Source organism: Mesobacillus stamsii, from assembly GCF_030814065.1.
GTDB lineage: Bacteria > Bacillota > Bacilli > Bacillales > Cytobacillaceae > Mesobacillus > Mesobacillus stamsii.
Genome location: NZ_JAUSUN010000024.1, coordinates 40,905 through 54,872 on the forward strand (window position 1 = coordinate 40,905; position 13,968 = coordinate 54,872).

The 13,968-nt window shown below is 43.1% G+C and carries 16 protein-coding genes and 11 tRNA genes; 26 read left to right on the forward strand and 1 reads right to left on the reverse strand.

Annotated features, from left to right (window positions below; all coding sequences use genetic code 11):
• Positions 1-116: 116 nt before the first annotated feature.
• The 14 genes from J2S25_RS15820 to J2S25_RS15885 all read left to right on the forward strand — a co-directional run bounded on the left by J2S25_RS15820 (position 117) and on the right by J2S25_RS15885 (position 11,548).
• Positions 117-1,130, forward strand: a complete 1,014-nt coding sequence (locus J2S25_RS15820; RefSeq protein ID WP_307192358.1) for a LolA family protein — start codon at positions 117-119, stop codon at positions 1,128-1,130.
• 161 nt (positions 1,131-1,291) lie between these two features.
• A complete protein-coding gene (alr, locus tag J2S25_RS15825) occupies positions 1,292-2,467 on the forward strand; it encodes an alanine racemase (protein WP_307192362.1) in 1,176 nt (391 codons plus the stop codon).
• A 175-nt stretch (positions 2,468-2,642) separates the two neighbouring features.
• Positions 2,643-2,924, forward strand: a complete 282-nt coding sequence (locus J2S25_RS15830; protein ID WP_044392318.1) for a CopG family ribbon-helix-helix protein — start codon at positions 2,643-2,645, stop codon at positions 2,922-2,924.
• A gap of 4 nt (positions 2,925-2,928) precedes the next feature.
• Positions 2,929-3,279: a type II toxin-antitoxin system endoribonuclease NdoA gene (gene ndoA / locus J2S25_RS15835; RefSeq protein WP_041967053.1), complete on the forward strand. Its 351-nt coding sequence runs from the start codon at positions 2,929-2,931 to the stop codon at positions 3,277-3,279.
• A 294-nt stretch (positions 3,280-3,573) separates the two neighbouring features.
• The gene (gene rsbRA / locus J2S25_RS15840) at positions 3,574-4,407 is read left to right on the forward strand and encodes an RsbT co-antagonist protein RsbRA (RefSeq protein WP_307192359.1); all 834 of its coding nucleotides are present in this window, start codon (positions 3,574-3,576) and stop codon (positions 4,405-4,407) included.
• Positions 4,404-4,760, forward strand: coding sequence for an STAS domain-containing protein (locus J2S25_RS15845; protein ID WP_044392303.1), 357 nt, complete (start codon positions 4,404-4,406; stop codon positions 4,758-4,760). The genes rsbRA and J2S25_RS15845 overlap by 4 nt, the downstream gene beginning before the upstream one ends.
• A gap of 4 nt (positions 4,761-4,764) precedes the next feature.
• A complete protein-coding gene (locus J2S25_RS15850; protein ID WP_044392302.1) occupies positions 4,765-5,166 on the forward strand; it encodes an anti-sigma regulatory factor in 402 nt (133 codons plus the stop codon).
• Positions 5,167-5,177: 11 nt separating this feature from the next.
• On the forward strand, positions 5,178-6,188 hold the full coding sequence (locus tag J2S25_RS15855) for a PP2C family protein-serine/threonine phosphatase (protein ID WP_044392301.1): 1,011 nt from the start codon (positions 5,178-5,180) through the stop codon (positions 6,186-6,188).
• Between the two features lie 56 nt (positions 6,189-6,244).
• Positions 6,245-6,577 (forward strand): anti-sigma factor antagonist, encoded by a 333-nt coding sequence (locus J2S25_RS15860; protein ID WP_044392300.1) that lies wholly within the window; start codon positions 6,245-6,247, stop codon positions 6,575-6,577.
• On the forward strand, positions 6,574-7,047 hold the full coding sequence (gene rsbW, locus J2S25_RS15865) for an anti-sigma B factor RsbW (RefSeq protein ID WP_307192360.1): 474 nt from the start codon (positions 6,574-6,576) through the stop codon (positions 7,045-7,047). Before J2S25_RS15860 ends, rsbW begins: the two co-directional genes overlap by 4 nt.
• Positions 7,025-7,819, forward strand: a complete 795-nt coding sequence (gene sigB, locus J2S25_RS15870; protein ID WP_044392298.1) for an RNA polymerase sigma factor SigB — start codon at positions 7,025-7,027, stop codon at positions 7,817-7,819. Before rsbW ends, sigB begins: the two co-directional genes overlap by 23 nt.
• Positions 7,816-8,412, forward strand: a complete 597-nt coding sequence (locus J2S25_RS15875) for a PP2C family serine/threonine-protein phosphatase (RefSeq protein ID WP_044392297.1) — start codon at positions 7,816-7,818, stop codon at positions 8,410-8,412. Before sigB ends, J2S25_RS15875 begins: the two co-directional genes overlap by 4 nt.
• Positions 8,413-8,544: 132 nt before the next feature.
• The gene (locus J2S25_RS15880; RefSeq protein ID WP_044392296.1) at positions 8,545-10,719 is read left to right on the forward strand and encodes a Tex family protein; all 2,175 of its coding nucleotides are present in this window, start codon (positions 8,545-8,547) and stop codon (positions 10,717-10,719) included.
• A gap of 451 nt (positions 10,720-11,170) precedes the next feature.
• Positions 11,171-11,548 carry an iron chaperone gene (locus J2S25_RS15885; protein ID WP_307192361.1) on the forward strand — a complete coding sequence of 126 codons (378 nt, stop codon included), beginning with the start codon at positions 11,171-11,173 and terminating at the stop codon, positions 11,546-11,548.
• 125 nt (positions 11,549-11,673) lie between these two features.
• On the opposite strand, the gene cmpA is transcribed toward J2S25_RS15885, so the two are convergent.
• Positions 11,674-11,784: a cortex morphogenetic protein CmpA gene (gene cmpA / locus J2S25_RS15890; RefSeq protein ID WP_128721505.1), complete on the reverse strand. Its 111-nt coding sequence runs from the start codon at positions 11,782-11,784 to the stop codon at positions 11,674-11,676.
• Positions 11,785-11,882: 98 nt separating this feature from the next.
• On the opposite strand from cmpA, the gene J2S25_RS15895 reads away from it, so the two are divergent.
• The 12 genes from J2S25_RS15895 to J2S25_RS15950 all read left to right on the forward strand — a co-directional run bounded on the left by J2S25_RS15895 (position 11,883) and on the right by J2S25_RS15950 (position 13,868).
• Complete coding sequence (locus J2S25_RS15895) at positions 11,883-12,374, forward strand: SprT family protein (RefSeq protein ID WP_044392292.1); 492 nt, start codon at positions 11,883-11,885, stop codon at positions 12,372-12,374.
• Positions 12,375-12,581: 207 nt separating this feature from the next.
• Positions 12,582-12,656: transfer RNA gene (locus tag J2S25_RS15900), tRNA-Asn, on the forward strand.
• 17 nt (positions 12,657-12,673) lie between these two features.
• Positions 12,674-12,764, forward strand: a tRNA-Ser gene (locus tag J2S25_RS15905).
• 16 nt (positions 12,765-12,780) lie between these two features.
• Positions 12,781-12,852, forward strand: a tRNA-Glu gene (locus J2S25_RS15910).
• A 78-nt stretch (positions 12,853-12,930) separates the two neighbouring features.
• A tRNA-Asp gene (locus J2S25_RS15915) sits at positions 12,931-13,006 on the forward strand.
• Positions 13,007-13,013: 7 nt separating this feature from the next.
• Positions 13,014-13,088, forward strand: a tRNA-Gln gene (locus J2S25_RS15920).
• A gap of 6 nt (positions 13,089-13,094) precedes the next feature.
• Positions 13,095-13,167: transfer RNA gene (locus J2S25_RS15925), tRNA-Lys, on the forward strand.
• A gap of 144 nt (positions 13,168-13,311) precedes the next feature.
• A tRNA-Leu gene (locus J2S25_RS15930) sits at positions 13,312-13,396 on the forward strand.
• A 63-nt stretch (positions 13,397-13,459) separates the two neighbouring features.
• Positions 13,460-13,545, forward strand: a tRNA-Leu gene (locus J2S25_RS15935).
• A gap of 64 nt (positions 13,546-13,609) precedes the next feature.
• Positions 13,610-13,686, forward strand: a tRNA-Arg gene (locus J2S25_RS15940).
• Positions 13,687-13,698: 12 nt separating this feature from the next.
• A tRNA-Pro gene (locus J2S25_RS15945) sits at positions 13,699-13,775 on the forward strand.
• A gap of 19 nt (positions 13,776-13,794) precedes the next feature.
• A tRNA-Gly gene (locus J2S25_RS15950) sits at positions 13,795-13,868 on the forward strand.
• The last annotated feature ends 100 nt before the right edge of the window (positions 13,869-13,968 follow it).

Below are 13,968 nucleotides of genomic sequence, written 5' to 3' on the forward strand. Positions count from 1 at the left end.
AGGGCGGCGAGAACAAGGCTGCACGAAGACTACTCAAGCACTTTTGCAGCCAGTGTCTTATTCCTGTCCTTTCTTTCCCTTTACACGTTTAAATGAGACTAAAAGGGGTTGAAGGAATGAAAAAAAAGTTGTTGCTGCTTCTCGCCGGGCTCATGGTTATTTTTGCTCTGGCTGCCTGTGGGACGAAATCACAGGAATCTGTGGTGAAGGACTTGGACGGGACGCTTAATGACTTAAAAAGTTACAAAGCGAAGGCCAAGATGACATTGCAGATGGGGACCGAGCCGCAAGTGTATGATGTGGAGATTTGGCACAAAGAACCGTCATTTTACCGTGTAAATTTAAAGAATGCCCAGAAGGACCAGAGCCAGATGATCCTTCGGAATGAGGAGGGAGTGTTTGTTCTAACACCTGCTTTGAACAAGAGCTTCCGTTTTCAAAGTGAATGGCCGAAAAACAGCAGCCAGGCTTATCTTTACGAATCATTAATTACTGATGTCCTCGAAGATAAGGAAGCGAAATTCTCGGCGACCAAAGAGCATTACGTGTTCGAAACAAAAACAAGATACCAAAACAACAAGATGCTTCCGACTCAGGAAATCATACTGAACAAGAAAAACCTGACACCAGTCAGTGTGAAGGTGATGGATCCCGACCGCAATGCATTGGTTACGGTGGAATTCTCTGATGTGAAATTCGACGCAAGCTTTGATAAGGATGCGTTTGACATGAAAAAAAATATGACAGCTGCCCAGCTTGAAGTTCAGGTTATGGCAAATGTGGAAGACAAGGAATTCACAGTAAAATATCCTGTTGCTGAACTCCCGAATGTGAAGCTGGTTGATGAAAAAGAAATCACAACCGAGAATGGCAAGCGGGTTATCTTGACGTACGACGGCGACAAGTCCTTCACGCTCATCCAGGAAAAGGCAGATGCCATGCCTGCAATGTCCTCTCCAATTACCATGACTGGAAAGCCAGTCGATCTTGGGTTTACTATCGGTGCCATGAATGAAACTTCCGTATCATGGACGCATCTCGGAGTCGATTATATGCTGGCATCCACCGATCTATCACAAGAAGAACTGGAAATGGTCGCTAAATCCGTTCAGGCCGATATGGAAAAATAACAATTGGCAAGCAGGCTCAGCTTCTTGGGCCTGTTATTTTTATGGGGAAAAGTCCTTCTTGTGAACTTCCATTCTATAATATTCAATTGACATGGAGTTCCTTCAGTTTGATAATAAAAATAATTGAAATAACGCTTGGACTGAAGGAAGTGGAGTTTTCGGTGGAGGAACAAAGGTTTTTTTTTCGTGATACATGGGCGGAAGTAGATTTGGATCGAATCCAAAATAATTTAACAGAAATCTCAGCTCATTTGTCAAAGGATGTGGAGATTATTGCCGTTGTGAAGGCCAATGCTTATGGACACGGTGATTTTCAAGTGGCGGAGGTCGCATTGAAAGCGGGGGCATCGATGCTTGCAGTGGCGTTCATGGACGAAGCGCTAGCCTTAAGGGAAAAAGGGATTACAGCACCGATCCTTGTCCTAGGTGCCAGCAGACCAGGGGACGTGAATATCGCAGCTGAGGCAGGAATCATTCTAACTGTTTTTCAAAAAGAATGGCTGAAACAAGCGCAAAAAATTTTGAAAAAGGATGCTGCGCTTTTCCTCCATCTAAAAATAGATACAGGCATGGGCAGGCTTGGAATTCGCACCGAAGGAGAGCTGAAGGCTATGGAGAGGCTTATCGAAGAAGACCCTCGCTTGCAACTTCACGGGATTTACACTCATTTTGCGACTGCGGATGAATTGGATGATACGTATTTCAATAGGCAGCTTTCCTTATTTAAGGACATGCTATCAATAATGAATCAACAGCCGCCCGTCGTTCATACTAGCAACAGCGCCGCTGCTCTCATGCATCCGGCTGCACGCTTTAATGCGGTAAGGATAGGAATCGTGATGTACGGCCTAGCACCGTCAGTAAAAATTGCACCTGAATTGCCTGTTGTGCTACAGGAGGCATTCACACTCCACTCGCGGATTGTGCATGTGAAGAAGCTGGAGAAAGGGGACAAAGTCAGCTACGGTGCTACCTATGAAGCGCCTGAAAAGATTTGGGTAGGAACGCTGCCGATTGGGTATGCTGATGGATGGATAAGAAGGCTTCAGGGCCAGGAAGTACTGGTCGATGGCAAAAGGTCACCGATTATTGGACGGATTTGCATGGATCAATGCATGGTAAGACTACCGTATGAAGTTCCGGTTGGAACGGTTGCTACCCTGATTGGCAGCCAGGAACAAGAATCAATATCCATTAATGAAATTGCCTGTAAGCTGGAAACCATCAATTATGAGGTCCCGTGCATCATTACTGCAAGAGTGCCCAGACTGTACATGCAAAACGGCAAACTCGTCTCTTTGAGCAATCCGTTGTTAGAAGAGAACTCCAAGTATTAACAAACCTGTGTATTCCCGCTAATACCTTGTATAAAACAGTAAATTTTTAGCGGAAAATACAGAAGAATTGCTGATTTGCCTTTGCATTTTGGATAAATAGTGATACCATTAGAAATGGTAGAGAGATAATGAATTTAATAATCGTATGTAGTGATGATGGTGGAGGTGTATGTTTGTGTCTGAATCCAGCGCAACAACTGAGATTTTGGTAAAGTTACCGCAGCATCTGTTGAGTGAACTAGATGGATTTGTTAAACAAGAGAACGTAAACCGCAGCGAATTTATTTATCAGGCAACAAAAATGTTTTTGCGTGAGAAGAAAAAGAGACAAATTCTCGAGTCCATGAGACGTGGCTATATGGAAATGGCCAAGATTAATCTAACCATTGCATCAGAAGCATTTCAAGCAGAATACGAGGCTGAACACACAGTTGAACGTCTAGTCAGCGGAGGATGATCCTTTGATTGTCAAACGTGGTGACGTCTATTTTGCAGACCTATCCCCAGTTGTTGGCTCGGAACAAGGCGGAGTGCGCCCTGTCCTGGTCATTCAAAACGATATCGGGAATCGGTTCAGTCCCACAGTCATTATCGCAGCGATCACAGCACAGATCCAAAAAGCCAAGCTTCCCACTCATGTGGAAATTGATGCGAAGCGGTACGGTTTTGAAAGAGATTCGGTCATATTATTGGAACAAATACGCACCATTGACAAACAGCGCCTAACCGATAAAATAACCCATCTCGATGACGAAATGATGGAAAAAGTGGATGAAGCCCTTCAGGTAAGTTTAGGTCTTATTGAATTCTAATTAACAGCACACTCTTGATTAAAAGAGCGTTTTTCGTAACGGAACCACCTGGCCTGCTGACAGGCCTTTTACATACCCAAAAAATAAAATAGGATGTTTCTGTGTGGGAGGCAAGCTTAGCGCTTGCCTCTTTTTTTAGAATAAATTGATTTTATTTGACGAAAGAGAACGGATATCATTAAATGGAGATATAGGATCAAGGTTTGTGATAATTTAATGACAGTTTTAAAAATGGTTTACAATTGTGAGATTTGGGTAATGTTAAATTTTTTTGTGATAGAATGGGGAGGTAAAATGAATAAAATAATTTCCAATTATATTCAGGACAATAAACAAGGGATTCTGGATCAATGGATAGATAGGACGAAAGAGGAAGCGGATGACAGGGTAGTACGATTAGTTTCTGACCGTGTATTCCACGCTACGAGCAAGGAGTTCATCGACCTGATCATCTCCAATTTCAAAGGTAGCAGCAAAGAGTACAAAGAGAAACTGACGGATTTTGCTGAAAAGGTCGTCAGGCTTGGCTGGCCATTGACTTTTGTTACAAAAGGCCTGCACACTTTTAATAGTATTGTTTTTGAAGCAATGCAAAAGGACGAGATAATAATACCTGACAACCAGATGGATTTTGTTATCGAGTTTGACCGATGGGCAGCACCTATGAGTAATGAAATTGTCAGCATCTATTCATCTACTTGGGAACGAACTGTTTCTCTGCAGAAAATGGCCCTTCAAGAACTTTCCGCTCCGCTCATTCCTGTATTTGAAGGAATTACGGTGATGCCTCTTGTCGGTACCATCGATACAGATCGTGCAAAACAAATCATGGAGAACCTGTTAAAAGGTGCAGTCAAACACCGTTCTGAAGTAGTTCTTATCGACATTACAGGGGTTCCAGTCGTGGATACGATGGTGGCCCACCATATCATCCAGGCGGCGGAGGCAGTTAGGCTGATCGGCGCGAAGTGTATGCTAGTCGGTATTCGTCCTGAAATTGCGCAGACGATTGTCAATCTGGGAATCAATTTGAATCAATTTACAACGAAGAACAATTTGAAAAGAGGAATTGAAGCAGCTCTTGAGCTGACAAATAAAAAAATCGTTTCGCTGGAGGGAGCAAAGTGAGAATACCTATCCTAAAACTGGATGATTGTCTATTGGTCTCCATTCAATGGGAGCTTGATGACCAGACTGCTCTTCAATTTCAAGAGGACCTGCTCCAAAAAATACACGAGACTAGCTCAAATGGTGTTGTCATTGATTTAACATCGATCGATTTTATCGACTCTTTTATCGCTAAAGTCCTTGGTGATGTTATCAGTATGTCCAAGCTGATGGGTGCGATTGTAGTTTTAACAGGGATCCAGCCCGCTGTTGCAATCACGCTAATAGAATTAGGGATCGGACTTGATGATGTCCTAACTGCATTGGATTTAGAAAAAGGTTTGGAGAAATTACAACAGGAATTGGGGGAATAACTGAATGAACATCCAATCCTGCATAACGATTATCAATGAATGGGACATCGTGGCTGCACGCCAGCTTGGGCGGAATGTTGCCAAAGAGCTAGGCTTCGGAACGGTTGACCAGGCTAGAATCACTACTGCCATCAGTGAACTGGCCAGAAACATATACTTATACGCCGGAAAAGGACAAATTTGCATCGATAAACTGTCTGAAGGCGGAAAAGCGGGATTGCAGATCAAAGCAGTAGACAGCGGCCCCGGTATAAGAGAAATACGCCAAGTCATGGAGGATGGTTTTTCCACATCAGGAGGACTTGGGGCCGGCCTTCCCGGAGTAAAACGCCTTATGGATGAATTTTACATAGATTCTACTCCTGGACAAGGAACACAAATTAAAGCAACTAAATGGCTCCGTTAGGGGGAAACAATATGGACTTCCGAGAAATGATGGAATCAAAGTATCGGGATATTCTTCACCATTATATTAAAGAGCAGTCAGAACAAGCATTGTATGCAGGGCAGAAATTCAGCCGCAAGTCGATTGAGCACAAAGTCGCTCCGGAAGAAATCATCAGCCTTCATAAAAGTTTGCTTCTTGAAATGTATCCTGAACTTCCAAAAGATATTATCCATTCTTTTGATATTCTGCTCGAGGTAATGGTTGGATATGGAATTGCATACCGTGAGCATCAAAGCTTAAGGCACCAGCAGGAGGAACTAAGGTCGGAAATGGAAATCGCTTCCAATGTTCAGCAAACGCTGCTGGGCACCAGTATCCCTACCGTTCCCGGATTTGATATTGGTGCGATCAGTGTCCCTGCCAAGCACATGAACGGTGATTATTTCCATTTTGTTCTGGACGAAAATGACAATATTAGTGTCGCTATCGCGGATGTAATCGGAAAAGGAATTCCGGCAGCGCTTTGCATGTCGATGATTAAGTATGCGATGGACAGCCTGCCAGAAAACCGGCTTGACCCGAGCAGTGTTCTCGAAAACCTGAACAGAGTGGTTGAACAGAACGTGGACCCTAGCATGTTCATCACTATGTTTTATGGAATGTTTAATCCTTCCAACAATATCTTCTATTATGCTTCTGCAGGGCATGAGCCTGGCTTCTATTATGATTCCAAAAAGAAGGAATTCTCTGAGCTGGTGGCTAGAGGATTGCTGTTAGGAGTGGACAAACGGACAAAGTACTCCCAGTATGAAAAAGAAATATTTCCTGGCGATATGATCATCCTGATGTCAGACGGTGTGACGGAATGCAGAACGGAAGAAGGTTTCATTGAAAAAGAAACATTAATCGGCTACATCAATAAATATATTCACTTAAATGCTCAAGAAATAGTCAATAATATCTTTAGAGAACTTGAAAAACTTCAGCATTTTCAATTGCGGGATGATTTCACCTTAATCATTTTGAAAAAAGATGTTTAATAACAAGCAGAAGGGGTAAATCAAAAGAGCAATTGAATTGTAAAGGTGGGTCATTTATGAATATTTCGATAGATGTGAAAGAAACAGAAACTAAGTTAGCAATTAAAGTAACTGGCGAAATTGATGCATATACCGCTCCGCAGCTTCGTGAAAAGCTATTTCCAATGTCCGAAAAAGAGGGCGTAAAGATGGTTGTAGACCTTTCAGAGGTTAATTATATGGATAGTACTGGGCTTGGAGTATTTGTAGGAGTATTTAAGAACGTTCGTGCACACAGCGGCGAATTCAAAATTGTCGGCGTGTCTGAACGTTTGGAGAGACTTTTCGAAATCACCGGCTTGGCCGATATTATCGATATAAACAGCCAGATAGAGGGTGGAGTGCAATGAGCGTGTCATTTGACTATATTGAAATGAAAATCCCGGCAAAACCGGAATTTGTCGGCGTCGTTCGGCTGACACTGTCTGGGATTGCAAGCCGCATGGGATTTTCCTATGACGAAATAGAAGATTTAAAAATTGCGACCAGCGAGGCATGTACGAACGCAGTGCAGCATGCTTATAAAAACAATGAAAACGGCGAAGTAATCATTGGTTTTGGATTATATGAAGGGAAGCTTGAAGTGATGGTTGCAGATAATGGCCAAAGCTTTGATTTCCACTCAGCGCGCCAGGGTCTCGGTCCTTATGACCAGAATAGCTCTGTCGAATTCCTTCGCGAAGGAGGCTTGGGACTATATCTGATCGAAACCTTAATGGATGAGGTTCGAATTCATCACAAAGAGGGTGTCACGGTCTTTATGACCAAGTACCGAGAAGGAGAGCAGGTGGAGAGAGATGCAGAGACAATCTCAACCTAAGCAGCGGCCGAAAGAAGAGGTTAATGAATTAATCAAAGCCTACCAGCTGCATGAGGATGCAGACGCCCAAAATGAGCTGGTCCTTTACTATCAAAACCTTGTTGAAACAATCGCGAGAAAATACTCAAAAGGAAGGTCATTCCATGAAGATATATTCCAGGTTGGGATGATCGGTCTTTTAGGCGCAATCCGCCGTTACGATGAAACGTTCGGCAAAAGCTTCGAAGCTTTTGCTGTACCAACCATTATCGGGGAAATCAAAAGATTTTTAAGAGATAAAACATGGAGTGTCCATGTACCGCGCAGAATTAAGGAGCTTGGCCCTAAAATCAAGGCAACCGTAGAAGATTTGACTACCCAGCTGCACCGCTCCCCCCGAGTAGAGGAGATTGCGGAGGCACTGGAAGTTTCTGAGGAAGAAATACTGGAAGCAATGGAAATGGGCAAAAGCTATCAGGCGCTATCGGTTGATCATTCGATTGAAGCCGATTCCGATGGCGGGACAGTCACCCTATTGGATATCGTCGGAAATATTGATGAAGGCTATGAAAAAATCAACCAGAAAATGGTGCTCGAAAAGGTACTACATGTGCTTAGTGAGCGCGAAAAGTTAATAATCCAATATACCTATCTTGATAACCTCAGCCAGAAAGAGGCTGGAGACAAACTGGGTATTTCGCAGATGCATGTATCAAGACTCCAGAGAAGAGCCATCAAGAAGCTTCAAGAAGCGATTCATGCGGAAAACAACAATTCGGAGTACATTACATGATTCAACTATTCAATGATAAAATAGAACTTTACGCTTACCAGACAATCAAAGAAGGTAAATTAGAGTGCGGTGACAGTTATTATTATACAGCCACCGATGATTATTTTGTCTGTGTAGTTGCAGATGGACTTGGTTCAGGACAGTACGCCCATGAAGCATCTGAAGCAGTTGTTGGCGTAGTCGAACGGCACCATCATGAAGATGTCGATACACTCATGAAATACTGCAACAACATCCTGGTGCAAAAGCGCGGTGCCGCTGTATTGATCTTCAAGGTTTATTTTAAGAGCCGCCAATTCGTGTACAGCTGTGTCGGGAATATTCGCTTTTTCCTCTACGCACCAAATGGCAAATTAGTGTATCCCTTGCCGGTTACGGGCTATCTTTCAGGGAAACCGCAAGTATTCCACACCCAACGATTTGTATACGAGCCGGATTCCAAATTTCTGATTTACTCAGATGGATTCGATATTCACGGCGCTAAAACTCTTTTGATGGGATTCCGGTCCGTAGCTTCCGTAGCGGAACAAATCAAAAACAACTATGCAAACTCAATGGATGATGCAACTTTTATTGTAGGAAGTCTACTTTAGCCAGTAGACTTCTTTTTGTTCTTTAGGTAAGAGAATATCCCTTCCACAGAAGCAGAACTGTAAAGCCCTCTTCGATTTTGATACACTAGTAAGGTATCAAGCAATATTAAAATGATTATGGAGGATTGTCTCTTGACACAAACAGTAGATAAGCAAGACCAATATGTAAAAATAATTGCCAAGGAACAATCGTTAGCAGCGAAACAGGTGCAAAGTGTGATTGCCTTGATCGCTGAAGGGAACACGGTTCCATTCATTGCACGATATCGTAAAGAAATGACAGGTGCCTTAGATGAAGTACAAATTCGCAACATCGTTGAAAGGTGGCAGTACATACAGAACTTAGAGCAGCGTAAAGAAGAAGTCATCAGGCTGATCGAGGAGCAAGGGAAGCTGACAGACGAGCTAAAAGCGGATATAGAAAAATCAATCAAGCTTCAGGAAGTAGAAGACCTATACCGTCCGTATAAGCAAAAACGAAGAACGAAAGCCACCGTCGCCAAGGAGAAGGGGCTCGAACCACTTGCACAATGGATGCTGGAATTCCCGGTAAACGGCAATTTGGAAGAAAAAGCCCAGGAGTTTCTATCCGAAGAAAAAGGTGTTGACTCTGTCGAGGATGCTATAATAGGCGCGAAAGACATCGTCGCCGAAATTATTTCCGACGATGCAGACAGCCGCAAATGGATTCGTAATGAAACCTATAAGACGGGCTCCATCGAATCTGTTGTCAAAAACGAAGAGCAGGATGAGAAAAAGGTTTACGAGATGTATTACGAATACTCGGAGCCGGTCAGTAAAGTAGTTCCTCATCGAATACTTGCGCTCAACCGCGGTGAAAAAGAAGATCTGTTAAGGGTTTCAATTAAGCCAAAAACCGATGCAATGATGAGTTATCTTCAACGCAAGTGGATTTCAAAAAGTCATTCCATAACAGCTACCCCGGTTATGGAAGCAATCGAGGATGCTTATAAGCGTTTAATCCAGCCTGCAATCGAACGAGAAATCAGGAATGAATTGACAGAAAAAGCAGAAGAGCAGGCAATTCATATTTTTTCTGAAAACCTCCGCAAACTTCTTCTTCAGCCACCGTTAAAAGGAAAGGTCGTTCTTGGGGTAGACCCAGCATTCCGGACAGGATGCAAGTTAGCTGCTGTAGATGAAACAGGAAAAGTTTTAACGATCGGTGTGATTTATCCGCATACATCAGGTGCCAAAAATACTGAGGCCCGGGATAAATTCATCAAAATTTTAAAGGAATACAGTGTGGAAATGGTCGCCATTGGCAACGGTACAGCATCAAGGGAAACGGAACAATTCGTATCGGATATCCTGAAAGAATTAGATCGAGAGATGTACTATCTCATCGTAAACGAAGCCGGGGCCAGTGTGTATTCCGCCTCCGACATTGCCAGGGAAGAGTTCCCAAACTATCAAGTAGAGGAAAGAAGCGCGGTTTCGATTGCTCGCAGATTGCAGGATCCTCTGGCAGAACTCGTGAAAATTGATCCAAAATCAGTTGGAGTCGGGCAATACCAGCATGATGTAGGCCAGAAAAAGCTTTCTGAATCCCTGACGTTTGTTGTAGAAACAGCGGTTAACCAAGTAGGCGTAAATGTAAACACAGCTTCTTCTTCGCTGTTGCAATACGTATCCGGCCTATCCAAGACAGTTGCTAATAACGTAGTGAAGAAGCGAGAAGAAGAAGGAAAGTTTACGAGTCGTGCACAGCTGAAGAAAATCCCGCGCCTTGGTGCCAAGACATATGAACAAGCAATCGGGTTCCTTCGAGTCATCGACGGAAAAGAACCGTTGGACCGCACCGGAATTCACCCTGAAAGCTACGACGAGGTCAAGCAGCTACTAGACAGTCTTGGCTTTAAAACATCAGATTTAGGGACAGCTTCCTTAAGAGAGGCACTCGGAAAAATCAATATCGATCAGACGGCAAACCAGCTTGGGATAGGAAAACTGACGCTTAAAGATATCATTGACGCTCTCGTCCGACCAGAAAGAGACCCGCGTGATGATTTGCCGTCACCGCTGCTCAAGAAAGATGTCTTAAAGCTGGAGGATCTAAAACAAGGGATGGAGCTGCAAGGAACTGTGCGAAATGTCGTGGATTTCGGAGCCTTCGTCGATATCGGAGTAAAACAGGATGGACTGGTCCATATCTCAAAATTAAGCAACCGTTTTGTCAAACACCCATTGGATATCGTCTCGGTAGGAGATGTGGTAACAGTATGGGTGGACAGTATAGACCAGAAAAAAGGCCGCGTAGCCTTGACGATGCGGAAACCGGAATAAGCAATACTGCAGTCTTTTTGCTTCGTTAACCTCAAGACGTTTCGGTCCGCCCTCCAATGCACAGATGCGCTACACCCGCCAGCGACAGGACGTGGCATTTTAGGCGGGCAGGGTTGTTGGAGCTGGCCAAGGCGTTTTTAAAGAATAAGGGTATCTTTCCGTTGAAAGGTGCCCTTATTGGGGAAGAAATGCTCGCATAAGGGCATCTTTCCGCTTGAAAGGTGCCCTTATGGCAGTTGTTTTAGTAAAAAAACACGAAACATATAAAAATCGGTGGGTGATTTCCGATTCGCTATAAATAGTAAAAACTCGCTCTTCGGAATAAAGTGACAGTGTTGACGTATGTTTTTTAGTGTTTTGAAATATTATAAAGGACCTTGAAGATGCATAGATAGCCAATTCTCTGTAAACCGTCAGTATAAATTGAAAAATGTAGGAGTGAGACTTCAACATGCAATATGATGCAGAGAATTCCGGAGAATATTTAGAATTGCTTGAAGACGATTGGCGTAAAGAGAAACTGCTCGCGATTAGACAAATGATTTTTGCTTATGCACCCGAATTTGAAGAGGCGATTCGCTATAAGATGTTGAATTATGGTAAAGATGATAACGATGTCTTTGCGTTAAACGCGCAAAAACATTATGTCAGTCTCTATGTGGGTGCCATAGATAAGGTAGATAATGCAGAAAATTTATTAGCGGGCTATAATTATGGAAAAGGTTGCATCCGCGTCAAAAAAACGATAAAGATTGAAGAAACGGGATTGGAACAATTTATCCAAAAAACCGTTGATAGGTGGCGCACCGGTGAAGATACGGCTTGTTAAGATGAAAGTGACAAATAGACAGTAATCTGAAGCTTCGGTTTTCCTATACTCCTTCATTTTCAATTTTTGTTACTTGTGATACTTTATTAGGTGACTATGGTTTTAGAAGGACATGCAGATAGGTTTTACTCCTGTTTCTTTTTATAAAAAAACCAACATTGATTTAAAAGTTTGATTTGATACCGATTTTTTTCATAGAAGGCTCGTTTCATTTGATTCTGGAACCAGACAGGCATAAACAATACCTCCTTAAGAGTAAGTAAGTACATTATAAGGTAACATTAATATATGCTATAATGGGTTGTCAGGTTTCAAAAAAGGCAGGTAGTTTCAAATGACAGATCAAGAATTACAAAACCTCGTTCGTAACATCTCCAATGATTTATTCCATAAACAATTCAAACATAAAGCTTTCTTCAATCCGCGACTCCGTACTACCGGAGGTCGTTATATGCTGAATAGCCATAATATCGAAATCAATAGAAAATATTTTACTCAGCTAGGTCAAGAAGAGCTTATTGCTATCATCAAGCATGAGCTATGCCATTATCATCTTCACCTGGAAGGGAAAGGCTACAAGCATCAGGATAAGGACTTTAAGGAATTGCTGAAACAAGTCGGTGCTCCCAGATTTTGCTCAACTCTGCCTGAGGAAACTAAAACGAAACAAAGATCAAAAAGGCAAAAATTCCTGATTTATCAGTGCAGCAGCTGTAAGCTGACTTATCGCCGGAAAAGATCCATTAACACTACAAAGTATGTATGCGGAAAATGCCGGGGCAAGCTGGTAAAAGTCAAAGAAATAGTCGAAATGGAAGGTTTTTAAGCTTGTAATGATGGGCTGGAGAAAATATTAAAAACATAGTTGACTTTTGCTTGGCTGCTCCCTATAATAGTAAGAGTCGATAAGACAAAGCACGAATGTTTAGTGGCGGTGCACCGAGGAATACCTCCCTGTTATTGTTGCTTTGTTATACGAATAGAGCTGTTTTTTGGATAAGCTATTTTAAAAAACAAATACAGATACTATTATTCCGCAGTAGCTCAGTGGTAGAGCACTCGGCTGTTAACCGAGCGGTCGTAGGTTCGAATCCTACCTGCGGAGCCATTTATTTTTCAAGGCATGGGGAAGTACTCAAGAGGCTGAAGAGGCGCCCCTGCTAAGGGTGTAGGTCGGGTAACCGGCGCGAGGGTTCAAATCCCTCCTTCTCCGCCAGTGCATTCTATAGATCGGCCCCTTGGTCAAGCGGTTAAGACACCGCCCTTTCACGGCGGTAACACGGGTTCGAATCCCGTAGGGGTCATTAAGATTTTTTCGCCTTAGCGAAAATAATCTTCCGTAAGGTTTCACGATAATGAAAAAAATAACTTCTTTTTTATACGGTCCCGTGGTGTAGCGGTTAACATGCCTGCCTGTCACGCAGGAGATCGCCGGTTCGATCCCGGTCGGGACCGCCATTTACATTGGGCTATAGCCAAGCGGTAAGGCATCGGACTTTGACTCCGTCATGCGTTGGTTCGAATCCAGCTAGCCCAGCCATTTTTTGAGCCATTAGCTCAGTCGGTAGAGCATCTGACTTTTAATCAGAGGGTCGAAGGTTCAAGTCCTTCATGGCTCATTAAGTTTTTTTCGCGCTAGCGAAAATAAACTTCCTTAATTTCGCGCTAGCGAAAATAAACTTCCTTAATTTCGCGCTAGCGAAAATAAACTTCCTTTCACTAAACTATCCTTAAATTTTGTTATATCGGATTAGTTTGGATATGCGGGTGTGGCGGAATTGGCAGACGCACCAGACTTAGGATCTGGCGCCGCAAGGCGTGGGGGTTCGACTCCCTTCACCCGCACCATTATTTACTTGTTGATTAATCTGGTTTGGTATGGTAAGATATAAACCTGTTATATATGTTTCTGCGGTCGTGGCGGAATGGCAGACGCGCTAGGTTGAGGGCCTAGTGGGGGCAACCCCGTGGAGGTTCAAGTCCTCTCGGCCGCACCAAAAAAAGTTATTGACACGCTCGAAAAAAGATGTTATTATATAAAAGTTGCTATTAAAACATTAAGCGCCCGTAGCTCAATTGGATAGAGCATCTGACTACGAATCAGAAGGTTGTAGGTTCGACTCCCGCCGGGCGCACCATTATTCATATAACGGGAAGTAGCTCAGCTTGGTAGAGCACTTGGTTTGGGACCAAGGGGTCGCAGGTTCGAATCCTGTCTTCCCGACCATCAGGATCTAAAAAAATATGCGGGTGTAGTTTACTGGTAAAACCTCAGCCTTCCAAGCTGATGTAGTGGGTTCGATTCCCATCACCCGCTCCAATTTTATTGTTCTTTGAAAACTAAACAAACAAGCGTCAACAAACAATTAATTATCATGGCTTCTATTATAGAAGCTCATGAGCCAACGTTTTAACTTATG